Origin of the sequence: Rothia sp. ND6WE1A, assembly GCF_001683935.1 — a bacterium.
Taxonomy (GTDB): domain Bacteria; phylum Actinomycetota; class Actinomycetes; order Actinomycetales; family Micrococcaceae; genus Rothia; species Rothia amarae.
This window is the reverse complement of record NZ_LXTU01000060.1, coordinates 20,970-39,964: the sequence shown is the minus strand read 5'-3', so window position 1 is coordinate 39,964 and position 18,995 is coordinate 20,970. Positions and strand designations below refer to the sequence as shown.

Sequence of the window (18,995 nt, the reverse complement as noted above, 5' to 3'; positions counted from 1 at the left end):
GAAATACTATTGGATTTTAGAACCCTCAGCCTTGGCATGTTCAGCTGCCCGATACATACCCAGCGGACCCTGATCAGAGAACGCTTGAGAATGATTGTAGCGGTAAAGACGCGGCGGGCGGTGGCGGGTGCCTTCAACACGCTTACCCGTATCAATAATTGACTTAGATGCAGCAATTTGGCGGCGGAAATTCGCTGGGTCAAGAGGGCGTTCAAGGATAGCCTCATACACCTCGCGCAATTGCGCCAACGTAAATTCTTCACCTAAGAAAGAGTGGGCGATACGTGAATACTCCACCTTGTTCTGCAGGCGGTATTTAGCGTATTCAATGATTTCGTTGTGGTCGAAAGCTAGCACGGGCAACTCGTCGAGGGGGAACCAGCGGATATTTTCGTGAACGCGAGTACGGCTTACTTCGGTTGCAGGAATCGATGCCCAATACACCACCGAAACCGTGCGGTTCGCAGGAGCCTCATCTGCAGCGGGCACAGTGAGTGGACCGCCGTCGCGCTTCACATGATGGTCGGGGGTACGCAGGACGTCACCAAACGCATAAAGCTGCTCTAAATATCCGGGAACCAGACCGGTGGCGCGTTTCAGGGTAGAACCTGCAGCCTGCTCCAGCGAAAGATCGCTCGGAAGAGGACCACCAGGTAGAGCCCACTGCCCCTTATAGGGTTCACGCAGGCGGCGCACCAGCGGTAACCACAAAGAACTCTGTGATTCGCCATCCTTTTTGCGGAGCGCCAAAATTACAGTAGAAACAGCTAGAGTTACCGAACCGTTCTCAGAATCATCGTGTTCATCGCGGTTAACCGTGGGGCTCTGAGAAAGATTGTCTGGACCAGTCATAAAATTTACTCTCCGATAAAGCCGAACAGATGATTACAGGAACCATTGTAATGAATAAAGGTGAATTTCACCGTGTGTGCAATGCGGGGGAGCGCGGGGCGTAAATGCGGGGCAAAACTAGCCAGTTTTTTGATGCGATGCCCGACGGCGTCGTCGAGCTGCTGGGTAAGGCACAGGCAAAGTGGCGTTCTGAGGTGTAAGAATGCACCCCAGAACGCCACTTTGACTGTGTTTTAAGGATTGCGCTCTGCGCCTAATTGATCTTTAACCCCGGCTTCGCCGATTCGGAAACAGATTTATTTCCTCGCACGCTCGGAATCTGTTCCCTCATCCCTGCGGGCGAGTTGAAGATTATTGAGACGCTCCGCGCTTAATTGATCTTTAACTCGCCCATCTCATCCCAGTCATCGCCATCAATCTGACGCGAAATAATCTTGGGAGTCTCAGCCAGCAAGGGGCGCATCGCCTCCAAACCCTTGGCGAAGTGCTCAGAATTGACGTGCGCCTCACCAGCGTCGTCGGCAAAAGCCTCTACCAAAACAAACTCGTTGGGGTCCTCAACCGAGCGTGACCATTCAAACCACTTATTGCCAGGCTCTGCGCGAGTAGCTTCGGTGAACGCCCGCGTGGCATCCAAGAAATTCTCGGTTTCACTAGGCTTAACCTGGTATTTAACAACAATAAAAATCACGGGATTATCCTTATCTTTTGACCTTATATCGTTCCTCTATTGTGGGCACGAATCTCAGCGCAGGTCAACACAACCCGTATAGACTCGAATATATGAATCAGCCTCTTATCAAATTTATTGACCTTGACCCGAACGTCATCGCCGCAGAAACAACCCTTCGCGCCTCGGCCTCTGATGTTTACGCGCTCGTTGCCAACCCTGCCCGCCATGCCGAGCTGGACGGTGGCACTACCATTCGCGGGCTCAACAAAGGCAGCGACGGCGAATTTGCTGAGGGCGATACCTTCAGCCAAAACATGGTTCTGGGAATCCCCTACACCTTGCCCATGAAAGTTACCCGCGCCGAGAAAAACTCCGGTGTGACTTGGGTGCACCCCGGCAAGCACACCTGGTCTTGGGATATTACTGATAACCATGATGGCACCGTAACCGTTCGCGAAACCTTCGACGCTCGCGGTTCTGTGATAGCAGGGATTCCCGTGTACAAGATTTACCACCTGCTCGGTAGCTTCCGTGCCAACCGCAAAAACATTGCGCTCTCCCTAGCAAACTTGCACCGTATTTTCGCATGCAACTAGAACAGACCTACGCCGGAACCTTTCCCGACCTCGCCGTCCAAGCCCACCCTGATATTCCTGCAGAATCGCGCGTGAGCTGGGTGAACGAACCACTGGCTCAAGACCTCGGACTTAACGCCGAATGGCTGGCAAGCGCCGAGGGCCTGAAATGGCTTACTGGGCAAAAAGAAGCGGAACCTGGCGAGGATGCTGGTTCTTCTTATGCGCTTGCCTACTCGGGTTTCCAGTTTGGCCACCTTTCGCCGGTATTGGGCGACGGGCGCGCCCACCTGATTGGCGAGTTGCCGGTGGCGGATGCGCATACGCCCGATATTCTTTCTCACCGGGTCGATTTGCACCTGAAGGGAAGCGGACGAACTCCTTTCTCCCGCCCCGGTTCAGATGGTAAAGCACCGCTGTCAGCGGTCTGGCGCGAGGTTATCATTGGGGAATTTTTTGCCGCAATGAACGTGCCTACTTCGCGAGCACTGGCGGTCATTGAAACAGGTGAGACGGTCCGCCGGCGTAGTCCGCTACCTGAGCCAGCGGCAATTGTGGTGCGGGTGGCATCGAGCCATATTAGGGTAGGGACTTTTCAGTACGCACAGATGAATATGCCCATTGACCAGCGCAAACGGCTGGTTGACTATGCGCTGGAGCGTCATTTTCCGCACCTGAAAACGCAGGAACATGCTTTGGAAGAAAGCTCCTCTGCTCTGAAGCTCCTTCAGGCGGTCGCTGAAAAGCAGGCAGATTTGGTGGCGCAGTGGATGGGATTGGGTTTCATTCATGGTGTGCTCAATACCGATAACGTCTTGGTTTCTGGCGAGTCCATCGACTTCGGTCCTTGCGCTTTCGTCGACGAATTCCGTATGAACGCCGTCTTTAGTTCGATTGACCGGCAGGGCCGCTACGCGTTCGGCAATCAGCCGGGCATTACACAGTGGAACCTGGCACGGTTTGCCGAGAGTCTTCTCGATTTAATGGCAGAGAACCCCAACGACGCCGTCGATGGCGCCACTGCCGTGCTGACCGCTTTCGACGAACGCTTTCAGGAGCGTTGGGTGCAAATTTTTGCGGCAAAACTGGGTGTTTCGGTTGAGAATATTTCTACTGCCCATCGGGAGCAGCTGAAAACTTTTATCGGTCAAACGCTCACGCTGCTGGAAAAGCATTCTTTAGATTTCACTGAATTTTTCTACACCCTTACGCATGCGCCTGAGCAGATTTCCTTGTTGGGTGGGGCGGACTCAGCAGAGGAACTGATGGATTGGCTGAGCGAGTTAATGGAATTTCGCGGGGTCACGGGTACTGCTGAGGCAGTTTCTCGGAACCTGATGGAAGGTGCTAATCCCCTTTATATTCCGCGGAATATGAGGGTTGATGCGGCTCTGCGGGAGGTGGAGAAGGGGAATGGCGAGCCCGTGAAGAGGTTGTTAGATGCGCTACGACAGCCCATGACGCGGCGGGATGGACTAGAGGATTTAGAGACCGCACCTGATAATTCACGATTCTTCACCAGCTTCTGCGGCACCTAGGGACTGTCCAGGTGGGGTGCTGAAATAGGAAGAAGGCTGATGGAATGTGTATAGTTATTTATACTTAGTTATATATATCCATTTTTGAAGATTGCCGGAGACCTCTGTGAACGCCCCTGAATCATCCCACACGCCGGATGGCCCCGCTCTAGAACGCGGTCTGTCCAATCGACATCTTCAGCTGATTGCCATCGGCGGAGCTATCGGAACCGGGCTCTTTTTCGGCTCGGGAAAACTCATCAATCTGGTGGGCCCCTCCGTCATCTTCGTCTACATGATTATCGGCTTCGTACTGTTCTTTGTCATGCGCGCACTGGGGGAGCTGCTCCTCTCCAACCTCAACTACAAGACCTTTGGTGATATTGCCAAAGACAATATCGGTCCCTGGGCAGGCTTCTTTGTCTCCTGGAACTACTGGTTCTCCTGGGTTATCGCCTGTATTGCAGACCTCGTGGCAATCACCGCTTACGTGCAGTACTTCAACCCCGACGTCCCCATCTGGCTACCCTCGGCCATCACTGCGCTCGCCCTACTTATTTTGAACCTGCAGCCCGTCAAAGCCTTCGGCGAGACCGAATTCTGGTTTGCAATCATCAAAATCGTGGCTATTCTCGCGCTGATTGTGGTCGGACTTATTCTGATTTTTACCGGTTATGAGTCACCCAGCGGTAACCACGCTCAAGTCTCCAATCTCTGGAACTACGGCGGATTCTTCCCCACCGGACTGAGCGGCTTCATCCTGGGCTTCCAGATGGGTATTTTTGCCTTCATCGGTATCGAATTGGTCGGTACCACCGCCGCTGAAACCGAGAACCCCCATAAGAACCTGCCCTCGGCTATCAACTCGATTATTCTGCGTATCCTGGTTTTCTATGTGGGTGCGCTCAGCGTGATCATGATGGTGACCCCCTGGGTAGAGATCGACCCCGAAACCAGCCCTTTCACCTCCATGTTCGGTATGGCAGGGTTTACTGGCGCCGCGTTCGTCGTAAACCTCGTGGTGCTCCTCTCCGCTGCATCCAGCGCCAACTCAGGCCTATATTCAGCGAGCCGTATGGTCTATTCCCTGGGTCTCGACCGACACGCACCCCGCTGGCTCACCCATAGAAGTCCTCGCCTAGTACCTCGTAATGCGGTCTTCTTCACCGCCGTCTTTACGTTCCTCTCTATACCCCTGCTCCTCGCTGGCGACACCCTGCTCACAGCCTTCACCGTGATTTCCTCGATTTGCTCCACCTGTATCTTGTTCACCTGGGGAAGCATCGTGGTCAGCTACATCATCTACTTCAAGAAATCACCCGAAAAGCATAAAGTTTCACAGTTCAAACTGCCTTTCCCCCGCGTGACGCCGTGGATCGTGCTGGCATTCTTCGCCTTCATCGTCTACGCCCTCGCCGCAGGAGAAAGCACCCGAATCGCCCTTCTGCTTACCCCGCTCTGGTTTGTAGTGCTAGCAGTTCTTTGGCAAATCACTAAAAAGAAGTTGCAGCGAAACCAGCTACCACTCACCGATATGGTGCCGATTCAGACCCCTGAAGAAATCGAGAGAAACTTCAACGCCAAATAAGGGCAGACCTTACCAAGTAACCGGAAGATTTGATGAATTATATTCCTCATCTCAAGATGTGCTGAAAAAGATGTCGTTGATACAGTGGAATGGCATCCCGCTTTCATCTTTTGCGGGACATTCCTCTGTAAAAATGAAAGTCAAAGCATAATCCGTGAAAACAGCTCCTATCCAGATCATTAACCCGGCAGAAAACCAGCCTCAGACCTCACCACGCCAGCGCTGGGCTGCGCTGGTGGTGCTGATGCTTCCGGTGCTTTTAGTCTCGGTAGATAACACCGTGCTTTCCTTTGCTATCCCCTCGATTGCGCGGGCACTGGAGCCTACCGGAACCCAGCAACTGTGGATTATTGACAGTTACTCACTGGTGCTGGCAGGTTTGCTCGTTCCTATGGGTAGCATGGGCGATCGAATAGGGCGTAAGAAACTGCTCATTATTGGTTGCACGGGTTTCGCGCTCGTCTCGGGATTTGCGGCTTTCTCGCCGTCGGCTGGCTGGCTGATTGCCGCCCGTGCCACTCTGGGTTTCTTTGGGGCGATGCTCATGCCCTCAACTCTGTCGCTCATCCGCAACATCTTTGAAAACCCCAATGAGCGCCGTACCGCTATTGCCATCTGGGCATCTATGTTCTCAGCGGGAGCTGCGTTAGGCCCGATTGTCGGCGGGTTTCTGCTGGAGCATTTTGAGTGGGGCTCGGTCTTTTTGATGGCTATCCCCGTACTCATTCCCTTTCTGATTTGCGCACCCCTGGTCCTGCCTGAATCTAAAGACCCTCACCCCGGCCCGGTAGATGGCATCTCCATCGTGTTGGTCATGGCCGCCATGATTCCCGTGGTTTTTGCGATTAAACATTTTGCCGAAGCAGGTGTGGACGCCGTCGGCCCGCTCATGCTGATTCTCGGCGTTGTATGCGGCTGGCTCTTTGTACGCCGGCAGATTCGCCGCACCGTTCCCATGCTGGACGTCCGCCTCTTTACCAACAAGGTCTTTACCGGCGCGATTCTTGCGAACCTGCTGAGTGTTCTTTCGATGACGGGTTTCATCTTTTTCGTGTCCCAGCACTTGCAAATGGTCAGCGGTCTCAGCCCCATGGACGCCGGAATCTTCCTGTTGCCCGGGCTTCTTCTGACTATCGTTGCTGGTTTGGGAGTAGTGCGCTTTGTGCCCCGTATTCACCCGGCAGTCATTGTTGCAGGTTCTCTCTTGGTCAATGCTCTGGGGTATTTGGTGGTTGCGCTCACCGACAACGCATCGACGAACGCTGGGCTGATGATTGCCTTTATTCTGCTTGGTATCGGCGTGGGCGCGGGAGAGACCATCTCCAACGACTTGATTCTTGCCTCCGTTCCCCCGGAGAAGGCGGGGGCGGCATCGGCAATTTCTGAAACATCCTATGAAGTTGGCGCGGTCCTGGGCACCGCCGTATTGGGCGGTATCCTCACGGCGGTCTACCGTATGAACGTTCAGGTTCCCTCCCAGCTCACTGAAGCACAGGCGAACTCCGCCCACGAAACGCTGGGCGGCGCGGTGCATACGGCGCAGGAAGTCGGCGGTGACGTCGGTTCCCAGCTCCTGCTCTCTGCCCAGCACGCTTTTGATGCGGGCGTGGTGTGGACGGCTGCGATTTCAGTGGGGATTATGACCGTTGCCTCCGCGCTGACCTACTTCATGGTGCGCAAAGCGGAAACTGAATGACCGGCGTAGCTCGTTTTGACCAGGTATACGTGGTCAAAACGAGCTCAACCGGTCAGTCGGTTCTTATACCCGTTTCTGCCAGACAGCGGTAACCGTTATGGATGGTAAGAGGCTCCATCCTGAACCGGGTAGAGAATCATAGATGCTGTGCTTACCTCGCTCTTACCTCATGGAATAAGCCTCCACGCCGGGTGCTAGTCCAGCAAACCGTGCTCACGAGCCATATCGGCAGTGAGCTCGTTCTTGGTTACCTCGGGGCGCTCCACAGAGTAGCGGTAACCCTGGTGAGCGCGAGCCTGGAAGCGAATCGCTGCCAGGTCGTTCTGCGCGGTCAAACGGCCAAGTTCGCCGTCGTTGTTGACGTCGGTTTGTACAGCGCCGTTGTCAATCGTTCCGTTGTCATTGAAGTCGATGGGCGCATCGGCAACCGCACGAGAATCATAGTCGTAGAGGAAGCCGTGGCTGTTAGCGCCCAAGCCGTTCTCCTCATGAATCGCATGCTCATTGAGAGTGTCGTACTGCTGGGTGGAGTAACCGAAGTACTTAGAACCATCGGTGCGGGGAACGCCCTGAATCTGATAGCGGTAGTTCATGATGCTGAAGTAGTTGGGCTTGAAGTTCACGTCGTCATCGCCACCGTGGTACAAGCCCAGGTTGTGACCCAGCTCGTGGATGAAGGTACCCACGTAGGTATTGCTGGAAACGTTATTACCCCAGTACTGAGGACCCAAGGTAACTGCGAAGTTGAGGCCATCAATCTGAGCGATGCCCGATGAGCCAGGAGCATCGGTGTAGTAGTCACCAAACACCATGTAGTGGAAAATACCGTTACGAGCCGGATCAGAATTCTCCTGGCGTAGCTGGCCGACGGTCTGTTCATTGCGGAGAGCCTGATAATCAATCTCGTTGCCGCCGCCGAGGTCGTACTTGGCGTAAGCATCACCGGCGTCGAGGTGAAGGTTAATGCCGCGGCTACCATCAGGGTTATTCACAGGGTAGTTGGCAAAAGTGCGCACAATGGTGTCTAGTTCCGACTGAGAAGCGAGCAGACCAGGCATGTAATCCATCTCAACAAAGAGGTCTTTTTTATTGGGATTCGCGCCCCATGCGGGGAAATCCAAATCTACCTGGCCGTCGCCGTCGTAATCGTAGCCGTTAGTCTCCCAACTGTTGGGAATGCCGTCGCCATCAGAATCAGCAGTGGAAGAAGACGGATCTGCTGCACGGGAATTTGAAGCAGCAGGCGTGAAGCTAGAAGCTGCAGGCTGGTAGGACCACGAGCTCGACGACGGGCTGTACGACCACCAGTTGGCGGGGTACGCCTGGGCAGGAGTGAAACCTGCAATGGTTGCTAAGGAGAGAGCGCTGAGGGTGGCTACTTTCTGACCAAACGAAAACTTTTGCATGAGTAATCTTTCTTTAGAAGGGAAACCTCTAAGGAAAAGTGCGTGTGACTCATTGAGAGTAGTCCACTAGAGGCTCAGAAAAATCATTCTTTTGTTGCAAAAACGCCCCTCTGATATGGGGATATTGCCCAACGGGAATGGGGGCAAGAGTTTCCTCCTGCCCCCATCTAACTCACTTAGTTATTGAGTGTTACAGCCAGATTTTTACCCGTTCTTCCGGGGAAAGATAGAGCTGATTGTCTTCAGTGACCCCAAATGCATCGTAGAACTCATCAATGTTGCGTACTACCCCATTAACACGGAATTCATCGGGGGAGTGCGGATCCACCGAGAGCATCATCTGGGCATTCTGCGGGCGGGACTTGGTGCGCCACCCCTGGGCCCAGGCAATGAATAGACGCTGGATGCCGGTGAAACCGTCCACGACCGGGGCATCTGCCAGTGAGTCAATCCCCTGCTGTGACAGAGCAATCTCATACGCACGCAAGGCAATCGAAAGACCACCCAAATCGCCAATATTCTCACCCAGGGTGAGCTCACCGTTCACCTTGAAATTCTCAGGGTCAAGACCGGTAGGGGTGTACTGGTTGTACTGATCCACTAGCGCAGAAGTTCGCTTGGAAAATTCCTCGCGGTCCTTATCAGTCCACCAGTTGTTGAGCGCGCCTGTGCCGTCATATTTCGAACCCTGGTCATCAAAACCGTGACCAATTTCGTGACCAATGACCGCGCCAATACCGCCGTAATTTGTCGCGTCGTCGGCGTCGGGATCAAAGTACGGAGGCTGCAAAATCGCTGCAGGGAACACAATCTCATTCGCCGGCGGCATGTAGTAAGCATTGACGGTCTGCGGACTCATCAGCCACTCGTGCTTATCTACCGGCTGACCAATACGGTCAAGCTGGAAGTTGTGCTCAAAGAGGGAGGAGCGGCGCAGGTTCTCCAGCAAGTCCCCCTCCACTAGCTCCAGAGCCGAGTAGTCGCGCCACTCATCGGGGTAACCAATCTTGGTCACGAACTTCTCTAATTTCTCTAGAGCGCGCTCGCGGGTTTCATCGGTCATCCAGTCGAGAGTGGAAATCGACTGACGGTATGCTTCAAGCAGATTGTCTACTAGCTTCAGCATTTTCGCTTTGTGCTCGGGCGGGAAATGAACTGCTACGTATTCCTTGCCGAGTTCTTCGCCCAAGTTACCTTCGATGACGCCGACTCCGCGCTTCCAGCGATCCCGCAACTCTTCGGTGCCGGAGAGGGTTTTGCCGTAGAAATCGAAGTTAGCGTTCACGATTTCGTCGTTGAGGTAAGCTGCGCGCGCACTGATGTTTTTCCAGACCAGGTAGAGCTTCCACGCCTCGATAGGCTCGGTCTCCCAAATCTTAGAAACAGCTTCAAAGTAGGAAGGCTGACCGACGATGACGGTGCCAAATTTCTGCACCGACGAGCCCAGACCTTCAATCCAGCGAGTGTAGTCAAAGCCGGGGAACTCGGTATTAAGATCAGCGGCGGCAACGGGATTGTAGCGCTTGTTGGCATCGCGCAAAGTGACCTTATCCCAGTGATGCTGTGCTAAATCGGTCTCAAACTTCATGATGGTGTGAGCGGCGGTTTCAGCGGTCATTCCGAAGGGCTCAGCCAGTCCGGTCAGCTCAAACATGCGCTGAATGAAATCAACGTAGGCGCTTCGGATTTCGGCGTACTTTTCTTCGCGATAGTAGCTTTCATCGGGCAGTCCCAGTCCAGCTTGCGCCAGATACACCACGTACTTTTCGGGATTCTTGGCATCAATGCTGGTGTACCAACCGAAAGGGGAACCGATACCCGCACGGTCAGCTTCAGCTACGACGTCGAGCAGCTCAGTCTTGCCGGTTGCCTCTATGATGGGGCGAACCTCAGCAAGGAGGGGCTCTACGCCGTCCTTATTAATCTTTTCGGTATCCATGAAGGAGTTGAAAAGCGCGCCGATGCGGCTACCGGGCTCATCAGCGGCAATCTTTTCTATGATCTCACGGACGTTCTTCTCCGCCTCGTCCCGCAACGTATACATGCCGCCGTCTTTAGGGCGATCGGCAGGAATCTCGTGGGTGTCGAGCCAGGTGCCGTTGTTGTAGCGGAAGAAGTCGTCGCCAGGAGCAACGGACGTATCCATAAATTCAGTGTTAATTCCAGAAGGCTTGTTACTCATGACACCCAGTTTAGGTGGAGTGCTTCTGTAGGGCTATTAAAATGCCAGATTTCGCTCTGCGCGGTGCAACCCGAGTTCTGGTGGAACCCGACAGCGGCAAGGTACTCGTTTGAAGGAGTAGCTCGTATGAGATACCAGATGGGTGGACGAAGTACCGCGTCAAACGAGTACTCGGTGTATATAACTGGTACTTCGGGGCAGAACTCGAGGGGTGGACACGCTAAAGTGGTGGTGTACGGCACAGCAATTTTTCCTTCTATTCAAGGAGCTGAACTTATGGCTAAGACCAAAAAATCAGGCGAAGCAAAACAGTCTGAACTTCCCAAGACCCTCAAGCGTTCTAGCGCTAAAGCGCAACGCACTTTTGCCAAGACCTACGACGCCGCTATCAAGGAATACAACGGCGACGAAGAGCGTGCCTACCGCACCGCTTACGCTTCACTAGAGAAGAAGTATGAAAAGGCGGACGGCAAGTGGAAGCGTAAGAAGGACGACGACGCCCCCTCTGCGAAAGAAAGCAAGAAGTCGGATTCGAAGAAATCTGATAAAAAGGCCGATAAGAAGTCAGACTCTAAAAAGTCGGATAAGAAAGCTGACAAGAAATCCGATAAGAAGTCAGATTCCAAAAAATCCGACAAGAAAAAAGATAAGAAGTCAGATTCTAAGAAGTCTGAGAAGAAAGCAGACTCAAAGAAGAAGAAGTCTAAGGAATCCTCTAAGGCTCCTAAAAAGGGTAAGAACGAAAAACCTCAGACAGTGAAGGACGAGGATTCTTCGATGCCCGTTGAGGATTACCTCTTGGGTGATCCTGAGCTTAACGGTGGTTCCAGCAAGAAGTCTGAAATCGATGATTTTATCGAAGAGGACCTTCCCGATGAAAACCTCTATGCGTCGGCAGATGCCGATACTGAACCTGAACCTGCGCTAGACACTCTGCGTGAGGTGGAGGATCTGCAGGATTCTGCGTATTCAGAGGAAGAACTCAGTGAAGAAGCGGAGCAACTTATCGAGGAGCTTTCTGAGCAAGAAGAACATCAGAACCTTGAAGAGGCCCAGACTCAAGCGTTTGAAGTTCCCGGTTCTACGGCGTCGTTCACGCTAGAGAGCACCACTAAGCGTGAGCTGTACGCTGAGGCAGTCGAGCGTGGAATCGCTGGCCGATCTACCATGAATAAAGAGGAACTCTTTTTCGCGGTGAAGGCGGCTCGCGCCTAGAATTCAGCTAATGCTGGCTGAGGCCGAAAAATTAGACGCCGAAAAATTACTTTGAGGGCCGCTGGAACTCGCATGACGCAGGGAGAACCTGCTCTGTGAGCCAGCGGCTCTCTGTATCTCATCAACACCCTTCTGCGCATGTGAGCATTCCCTAGCCAAAGAACTCTAGCCCCGCGGGGTCGTGCGCCGGTAGGGTTTTGGGGTGCACGAAACTCATTCAGCTTCTTCAAGTAATCTTCCCGAGGTTGAGCATCCGCTCCCCGCAGTCACAGCCCCGGTTCCTATCGTGAGTCCGGTGGAAAATAATCTTAAAAACTCTGTATCTGCCCCCCGCGCAGATAAGTTAGAGCGAGCAGATTTTCTGCTTCTCATGGTGATGGTCATTGCTGCCTTCATTCTCATTCTGAACGAGACCTTGCTGGGTGTGGCTCTGCCGGTGCTCATGGAAGATTTGCATGTGGCGGCGTCAACCACCCAGTGGTCCTCCACCGGCTTTATGCTGACGATGGCCGTGGTCACTCCGGCATCGGGTTTTATCATCTCCCGTTTTAGCATCCGCAACGTCTTCGTGGGCGCGATGGCTGTATTCTCCATTGGCTCGCTCGCGGCGGGGCTTGCACCCACTTTCGGTTTCCTGTTGCTGGGTCGTATTTTGCAGGCGATGGGCACCGGCATCATCATGCCTTTGCTGATGACTACCATGATGCGCTTAGTTCCGCCGTCTCGAATTGGACGCGCGATGGGTCTGATCGGCATGGTCATCTCGGCTGCTCCTGCGCTGGGGCCCACGGTGTCCGGTCTGATTCTGGGGATTGGAACCTGGCACTGGCTGTTCTTGTCAGTACTACCCATCGGGCTGATTGCGCTCTTTGTGGGCTTGAAGCTAGCTCCCAACACTCTGCCTGAGGGTGGGGAAAACCAGTGCCTTGATGTTCTTTCGATGATTCTTTCTACGCTTGGTTTTGGCGGGTTGGTTCTGGGACTGAGCTCCTTGGGCGGTTCCTCTGCTCACGGCGGCGGCGGTATCTCCTTGAACCCCTGGATTTTGATTGCTATTTCTGCGGCAATCCTGGTGGTCTTTGTGATGCGTCAGTTACAGCTTCAGAAGACCAGCAGTCCCTTTATGGATCTTCGTGTATTTAAGTCTTTTCCCTTCGTGCTGACCGTTCTGATGAGCTCGGTAGCCATGGGTGTTCTGCTGGGCAGCTCGGTTCTGCTGCCGTTGTACACGGTGAACGTGCTCGGTCTTGACTCGCTGGCAACGGGTTTGATGCTTCTGCCCGGTGGTATTCTTTCGGCACTCATGAGCCCTATCGTGGGTAATCTTTCAGACAAGTTCTCACCCCGTGTGCTGGTGATTCCCGGCGCCACGCTCTTTGCCGGTTCAATTTGGCTGTTGACGCTCTTTGATGAGAACACTTCACCCCTGTTCGTGGGGCTGGTCTATCTGATTCTCAGCGCGGTTATCCCGTTCATGAATACGCCCATGATGGGGTTGGGTCTTGGCTCTTTACCTAAGCATTTGTACTCCTACGGCTCTTCAGCCATGACTACTGTGTAGCAGGTTTCTGCCGCTGCTGCTACGGCGATTTTCGTGGCCCTGATGGGTATCGGTATTGCCACGCACGGTGGTTCCGGCGTCGAGGCTCAGGCGGCTGGCGTACATCTGGCGTTCACCGTGGCAGCGTGTATTGCTCTCAGCGCGATTGTGATTGCTGTACTGATTCCGCGACGAGCCACCGCCAAACATTAGTTTTGAAGGCACGTGGCGGGTACAGTCCGTGCTGTGCATCTAGCTTTCTCTTTAATATGACGACGCCGCCCCTCCATTCGGGAGGGGCGGCGTCGTTATAAGGGGCTCAAGAGGTTAGAACTTAGCGAGTCCAGTGGTAGTTAGATACCCAGTGAGTTCCACCGTCTGCAGTCTTAGTCGCAGAGATGTTCCAGCGAGCACCGGTGGTTGATGAGGTCGAGGTTGACCAAGAATCAGACCAGGAGTCGGACCATGACCAGGGGTCGTAGGAGTCAACGCCGGGGGTGTAATCGTCTGCGGGGATGTAATCATCACCGGGAACGTAGTCATCGATAACCGGAGTTACAGGGGTGGTGGGCTCGGGAGTTGTAGGAGCTACAGGAGCTACAGGAGCTACAGGAGCCACGGGCTTTGCGGGATTGGCCGGGGTAGTGGGCTCAGGCTCTTCGGGAGTATCTACAACGGGAGCGGTAGGTGCTGAGGAACCGAAGTCGATGCCGGTGGTGGACTCAATCCAGCTTGCCGACTGGGAAAGCAACGCGTAGTTGGACTGAGCGTTGATATCTGCACCGGGGTTAGCTCGGTCACCAGTTGAGCAAACAGCTACAATCTTGCCGTTGCGGATGAAGGGTCCACCGGAGTCGCCGTGGTTGGATGCGCCGTTTACGCCGCGCAGGTGAACTGCCGCGCCGTTGTATGCGTCATAGGAATCACCGATAACAGATACGCGTGCTGAACGCAGAGTGTCAGTGTAAGAGCTGTTTGCACCCTGGCCGTAACCGTAGATATCACCCTGCTGGCCTACTGCGGGTTCGTAGTTGAAATCAATCTTGCCGTAGGAGGAAAGGGGCGCTTTTTCGGAGAGGTGGACTAGCGCGATGTCACCTTCAGGCGCGCTGTAAAGGCGGTCTGCTGCGATGGGCTCACCGGGGTTTACCTGGTCATTGCTCTGGTATACGCGCATGTTGTGGGAACCATCAACGCAGTGACGGGCGGTTAGAATCCACTGGTCGTTGAGCTGTTCGCCGGTGCAGCCGAAGGTACCTGACTGATCGTAAGAATTGAAGGAGAGCTGAACAATCCAGGGGCTGGTTGCCTCGTTGCCGCCAATAATATAGGGGGAAGCCTCGGTCGCATTCGCGCCGCCCATACCTGCGCTCAATAGCGCTACAGCGGAAACCGTGCTTGCCAAACCTTTATTGATTTTCATGGTGTGAGTCCATTCTCGGGGTGTGAAATATGCACTGAGGAATAAAAATACATAAATCATCTCTGACGATGATAGGTGTCGGTTACCTTTTACTTTTTCCAGCAGTCAGGACTCTGGGTAAAATTTCCATCTAGCTGGGCTATTTGAAAATACGCTTCATCGTTTTGAGGGAGCCAGGATGCACTGCTAATTTTCTGCAACTCTCTTTAGCTAGGGTTCTAAAGGGAGAAGTATTTCAGCAGGTCAGATATGGAATATGGGAAATTGCTATAGGGAAACAATATTTCCCGCAGGGATTTGTTGTTATCTAGGGAATGCAATAGTGGTTCTCAAAAAACGATAAAGAGCAGTTACGGGTAACCGACTCCCCATAATTTACTCTCGCAATTGGGTGATTCTCAAAACTTTTTTGTGGGTACATGCGCTTACATAATTTTGCACATGTGATGTATTTTCGGCTGGTTGGGGGACGCCTGTGGATGCTTGAGTTTTATTCTGTGGGGAGTGGGACTGGCGGGACTGCCTCACTCACCACCTTTAAGCCCGCTCTCGCCTCAAGACTGAGTTCCCACTAGGCTGAAGATATGAGTGAATCAATGGAATATCGTCAAGTAGGTAATTCGGGATTGACCGTCTCCACGGTGGGATTGGGTTGCAACAACCTAGGGCGTGCGGGAACCATCACCGAAGAGCAACAGGGCACCGACGCCGTCGTCGCCGCTGCGGTTGACACAGGAATTACGCTGTTCGACGTCGCCGATATCTACGGCAAAGAACCCGGCCTGTCTGAAGCCATGTTCGGCAAAGCGCTGAAGACCCTGGGCTCTTCTGCTCGCGACGACGTGGTGATTGTGTCTAAATTTGGCATGGACATGCAAGGGGCCAACGGCGCGGATTACGGGGCGCGCGGATCCCGCCGCTACATTATGCGCGCGGTGGAAGCCTCACTGCGACGTCTAGGTACCGACCACATTGACCTGTACTTTTATCACACCCCAGACCACAAAACCCCTGTTGAAGAGACTCTCTCTGCGTTGAATACTCTGATAGAGCAGGGAAAAATTCGCTACATCGGTAACTCCAACCATGCCGGCTGGCAAATTGCCCAAGCAGAATACGTAGCTCGAGAACTGGGAACTCACCGTTTTATCGCGGCAGAAAACCATTACAATCTGCTGGATCGACGTGCGGAACTCGAAGTGATGCCTGCCGCCCGCCAATTTGGTCTCGGCGTCCTTCCCTATTTCCCACTGGCTAACGGACTACTTACCGGCAAGTACGCAGAGGGCAAAGCTCCCGCCGGCTCCCGCCTCTCCCATTCCAAACCGGGATTGCTCGAAAGCACCAATTGGACCCAGCTAAAAGAATTTTCAGACTTCTGTGCAGATCGCGGATTCACCGAAGTACAGGTTGCCTTTAGCTGGCTAGCGCAACAAAACCCCGTAGCTTCGGTCATTGCTGGGGCAACTACCATTGAACAGGTGCGCGCTAACGCCCAAGCGGCATCGTTGCAACTGAGCGAAGCTGATATGGCTCGGCTCGACGAAATCTTCCCCGCCCCCGAGAAGATCGCGCTGTTCTAAGAGGTTCAACTGAAGCTGTATAAGCAGGTGACCAGCGCAGCAGTAAGGTTAGTTCACCGTTGCTGCGCTGGTCATCTGCCTACAGGCCTTAGGCAAACCGCGCCGAGAAATGTGTGGTCTTCAACGTCAAAGAAATGCTGATTTTTCATGGCTCCGTGAACGTGCCCGGACAGCACCATACGCACGTTAGGGTTCTTGGCGACTACCTCATTTTTAATGCGGGTAGCAGTGGGGCTCATGCTACCGTCCAAATTCAGATATTCGTGGGTAGCAAGAATCGCAGTACGCTCAGGGAAGCTAGCCAGCACCCGGTTCATCCAGGCGAATTCGACGTCCTTAGGTGCCCAGCTCATATGAACGAAAATGAAATCGTGCCCGCCCGCGCTGATGAGGTCAAAATGTCCGCGGTTATTTTTATGGTTGCCGCCGTACCAAGGGTTGCGAGCAAATCGTGCTTCTCCAAAATGTTGCGAGTAAACAGGAAAGCCCTTTTCGTCGTACTGACCGACGTCGTGATTGCCGCCCAAAACGCCGTAGGGAAATTTCGCCTGATCGAACATAGCGTAGGCGGTGTTGGCGCGCTCCCACTGAACGGGTTTATCGTATTCGTCCACGATATCTCCGGTGTGGAATACATATTGAATATTCATGGGTACGCGCTGGCGCAGAAGGTAGTTGTGAATATCGAGCTGGCGGTCAGGGAACGACTCGTTATAGTACTGAGTATCTGACTCCCAGGCGAGCGTGAAGTCATACTGCGCCCGAGGAGTATCGGCAGGGTGCTCGGGGATGAACGAGGATGTCTTCGAAGAAAGGTTACCGCCCGAGTAACCCACCGAATGCTGAACGAGTACCTTTACTTTTCCTTCAACGACGTGTGATCCGGTTGGTACTGACCGATAGAATTTCACCGCACCTTTCGAATCTGCCACGGTAGAGGCAAGTTCTTCGAATGAACCCAGCGAGGTATTCCACACCAGTACACGCACACGGGCGCCGGGATTAGAATTCCCCTCCCAGTAAATATCTACGCTGGGGGTCCTTGTGCTGGTAAGAATGTTGTTCTTTAGTTGTAACTTCAATAAATGAATGAAGGACAAACCGGCGATAGACAATAGTTTGCCGCGAACCCACAAGGAATGTTGCAAGTCGAATCCCGAAAACCGGGACTCATGCTAATGTGCAGTTAAGACTACTTAATTATTAAATCTTCACAATATATACGCCGACCTAGACCGCCCGCGGCGGTATAGGGTCGGTTTTTATTGTGGGTATGAAAGTGAGGGTGAAGTGACTACTTCGGCTTCGACTCCCAACGAGCATAAATTACCTGCGCTAACGGATGGTCCCCACCGCCGTCATCTAGGGTTTGTTGCCACGGTTGTAACTTTGGGCGGTTTGCTCTTTGGGTATGACACGGGCGTAATCAACGGCGCGCTTTCCCCCCTGAGTCAGGAACTTGGGTTGGATGCTCTGGGGGAGGGCATGGTTACTTCTTCTCTGCTAGTGGGCGCGGCAATTGGTGCGATTGTCATGGGAAAGGTATCTGACTCCGTCGGACGCCGCAAGGCAGTGTTTATTCTGTCTTTCCTCTTCATCCTGGGCGTGGCGTTATGCAGTTTTGCACCGGGTCTCGCCATCTTACTCATCGGCCGGTTTGTTCTGGGCTTCGCCGTGGGCGGTGCATCCACTGTGGTACCGGTTTACCTGGCGGAAATGTCACCTTTTGAAATCCGCGGTACATATTCTGGGCGCAACGAAGTAATGATTGTGGTCGGTCAGCTGGCGGCATTCATCGTGAACGCCATTATCGGTAACGTTTGGGGTCATGTTCCCGGCATCTGGCGGGTCATGCTGGGCGTGGCAGCGATTCCTGCGTTCTTCCTTCTTATTGGCATGTTGCGGGTTCCTGAATCCCCTCGCTGGCTAGCGTCCAAGGGGAAATACGAAAAAGCCCACGAGGTACTGCGTAGTATCCGTTCCAATGAGCGTGCGCAGGCAGAATTTGAGGATATCCAGATTAGCTTGGAGCAGCACTCCGAGCGAAGGCAAATGTCTGCTCGCGATATTTTTGCAAACCGCTGGCTCCTGCGCATCTTAATGGTGGGCGTGGGACTGGGCTTGTTCCAGCAGCTTACCGGTATCGATTCGGTGATGTATTACGGGCACAGCATCCTGACCGACGCCGGATTCGGTGAGCAGGCGGCGCTGATTGCGAATATCGCTCCCGGAGTTATCGGCGTCGTAGGGGCGTTAGTTGCATTGCGCTTTATGGAGCGTATTAATCGCCGCACCGTGGTAATTACCGGTTATTCGCTCACTATGCTGTTTCACTTGCTGATTTCTGGGGCGTCTGTGCTGTTTCCTGAGGGTAATGCCGCGCGTCCTTATGTTTTGCTCGTACTCATTGTTTTGCTGGTTGGTTCTATTCAGACTTTCTTGAATATTGCTACTTGGGTGCTGCTCTCGGAGATTTTCCCCGTGGGGATGCGTGCTTTCGGTATGGGCGCTTCGGTCTTTGTGAAATGGCTGTGTAACGCGGTATTGAGCTTGTTCTTCCCCTCGGTGATGGAAGTGTGGGGACTGAGCTTCACCTTCTTCGCGTTTGCCCTCGTGAATGCTGCTGCGGTGTTCTTTATGTGGAAAATGCTGCCGGAGACGCGCGGTAAGTCATTGGAACAGGTAGAGGATGGCGTGATGACGGGCGCAATTTTTAAGGTCGATAAGTAACGTGTTTTAGTTATT

Annotated in this window: 15 protein-coding genes; 9 read left to right on the top strand and 6 right to left on the bottom strand. The window is 53.5% G+C overall.

Going from position 1 to position 18,995, the window contains the following annotated elements; all coding sequences use genetic code 11:
• Nucleotides 1–6: 6 nt before the first annotated feature.
• Together A7E48_RS08040 and A7E48_RS08035 are read right to left on the bottom strand one after the other, a co-directional pair.
• A complete protein-coding gene (locus A7E48_RS08040) occupies nucleotides 7–852 on the bottom strand; it encodes an NUDIX domain-containing protein (protein ID WP_068171920.1) in 846 nt (281 codons plus the stop codon).
• 370 nt (nucleotides 853–1,222) lie between these two features.
• Nucleotides 1,223–1,543: a putative quinol monooxygenase gene (locus A7E48_RS08035; protein WP_068171918.1), complete on the bottom strand. Its 321-nt coding sequence runs from the start codon at nucleotides 1,541–1,543 to the stop codon at nucleotides 1,223–1,225.
• Nucleotides 1,544–1,635: 92 nt separating this feature from the next.
• On the opposite strand from A7E48_RS08035, the gene A7E48_RS08030 reads away from it, so the two are divergent.
• The 4 genes from A7E48_RS08030 (at nucleotide 1,636) to A7E48_RS08015 (ending at nucleotide 6,901) form a co-directional block, all read left to right on the top strand.
• Entirely contained in the window at nucleotides 1,636–2,121 is a 486-nt protein-coding gene (locus A7E48_RS08030; RefSeq protein WP_068171915.1) for a polyketide cyclase, read from the top strand.
• Nucleotides 2,112–3,638, top strand: coding sequence for a YdiU family protein (locus A7E48_RS08025; RefSeq protein WP_068171910.1), 1,527 nt, complete (start codon nucleotides 2,112–2,114; stop codon nucleotides 3,636–3,638). The genes A7E48_RS08030 and A7E48_RS08025 overlap by 10 nt, the downstream gene beginning before the upstream one ends.
• Before the next feature lie 106 nt (nucleotides 3,639–3,744).
• The gene (locus A7E48_RS08020) at nucleotides 3,745–5,205 is read left to right on the top strand and encodes an amino acid permease (RefSeq protein ID WP_068171906.1); all 1,461 of its coding nucleotides are present in this window, start codon (nucleotides 3,745–3,747) and stop codon (nucleotides 5,203–5,205) included.
• A 244-nt stretch (nucleotides 5,206–5,449) separates the two neighbouring features.
• Nucleotides 5,450–6,901 (top strand): MFS transporter, encoded by a 1,452-nt coding sequence (locus A7E48_RS08015; protein ID WP_083147312.1) that lies wholly within the window; start codon nucleotides 5,450–5,452, stop codon nucleotides 6,899–6,901.
• A 194-nt stretch (nucleotides 6,902–7,095) separates the two neighbouring features.
• Here A7E48_RS08015 and A7E48_RS08010 read toward each other — a convergent pair whose 3' ends face one another.
• Nucleotides 7,096–8,307 carry a zinc-dependent metalloprotease family protein gene (locus tag A7E48_RS08010; protein WP_083147305.1) on the bottom strand — a complete coding sequence of 404 codons (1,212 nt, stop codon included), beginning with the start codon at nucleotides 8,305–8,307 and terminating at the stop codon, nucleotides 7,096–7,098.
• A 190-nt stretch (nucleotides 8,308–8,497) separates the two neighbouring features.
• A complete protein-coding gene (locus A7E48_RS08005; protein ID WP_068171903.1) occupies nucleotides 8,498–10,489 on the bottom strand; it encodes a M13 family metallopeptidase in 1,992 nt (663 codons plus the stop codon).
• Nucleotides 10,490–10,765: 276 nt separating this feature from the next.
• On the opposite strand from A7E48_RS08005, the gene A7E48_RS08000 reads away from it, so the two are divergent.
• The 3 genes from A7E48_RS08000 (at nucleotide 10,766) to A7E48_RS11170 (ending at nucleotide 13,457) form a co-directional block, all read left to right on the top strand.
• Entirely contained in the window at nucleotides 10,766–11,704 is a 939-nt protein-coding gene (locus A7E48_RS08000; RefSeq protein ID WP_068171900.1) for a ChaB family protein, read from the top strand.
• A gap of 202 nt (nucleotides 11,705–11,906) precedes the next feature.
• Nucleotides 11,907–13,265 (top strand): DHA2 family efflux MFS transporter permease subunit, encoded by a 1,359-nt coding sequence (locus tag A7E48_RS07995; RefSeq protein ID WP_083147304.1) that lies wholly within the window; start codon nucleotides 11,907–11,909, stop codon nucleotides 13,263–13,265.
• Between the two features lie 33 nt (nucleotides 13,266–13,298).
• Nucleotides 13,299–13,457, top strand: coding sequence for a hypothetical protein (locus A7E48_RS11170; RefSeq protein WP_158004412.1), 159 nt, complete (start codon nucleotides 13,299–13,301; stop codon nucleotides 13,455–13,457).
• A 121-nt stretch (nucleotides 13,458–13,578) separates the two neighbouring features.
• Here the strand turns inward: A7E48_RS11170 and A7E48_RS11515 are convergent, their stop codons facing one another.
• Nucleotides 13,579–14,667 carry a trypsin-like serine protease gene (locus A7E48_RS11515; protein ID WP_068171899.1) on the bottom strand — a complete coding sequence of 363 codons (1,089 nt, stop codon included), beginning with the start codon at nucleotides 14,665–14,667 and terminating at the stop codon, nucleotides 13,579–13,581.
• Between the two features lie 584 nt (nucleotides 14,668–15,251).
• On the opposite strand from A7E48_RS11515, the gene A7E48_RS07985 reads away from it, so the two are divergent.
• Complete coding sequence (locus A7E48_RS07985; protein WP_068171894.1) at nucleotides 15,252–16,250, top strand: aldo/keto reductase; 999 nt, start codon at nucleotides 15,252–15,254, stop codon at nucleotides 16,248–16,250.
• 71 nt (nucleotides 16,251–16,321) lie between these two features.
• Here A7E48_RS07985 and A7E48_RS07980 read toward each other — a convergent pair whose 3' ends face one another.
• Nucleotides 16,322–17,398 (bottom strand): metallophosphoesterase, encoded by a 1,077-nt coding sequence (locus A7E48_RS07980; protein ID WP_083147303.1) that lies wholly within the window; start codon nucleotides 17,396–17,398, stop codon nucleotides 16,322–16,324.
• 142 nt (nucleotides 17,399–17,540) lie between these two features.
• On the opposite strand from A7E48_RS07980, the gene A7E48_RS07975 reads away from it, so the two are divergent.
• The gene (locus A7E48_RS07975) at nucleotides 17,541–18,980 is read left to right on the top strand and encodes a sugar porter family MFS transporter (RefSeq protein ID WP_068171889.1); all 1,440 of its coding nucleotides are present in this window, start codon (nucleotides 17,541–17,543) and stop codon (nucleotides 18,978–18,980) included.
• Nucleotides 18,981–18,995 lie beyond the last annotated feature (15 nt).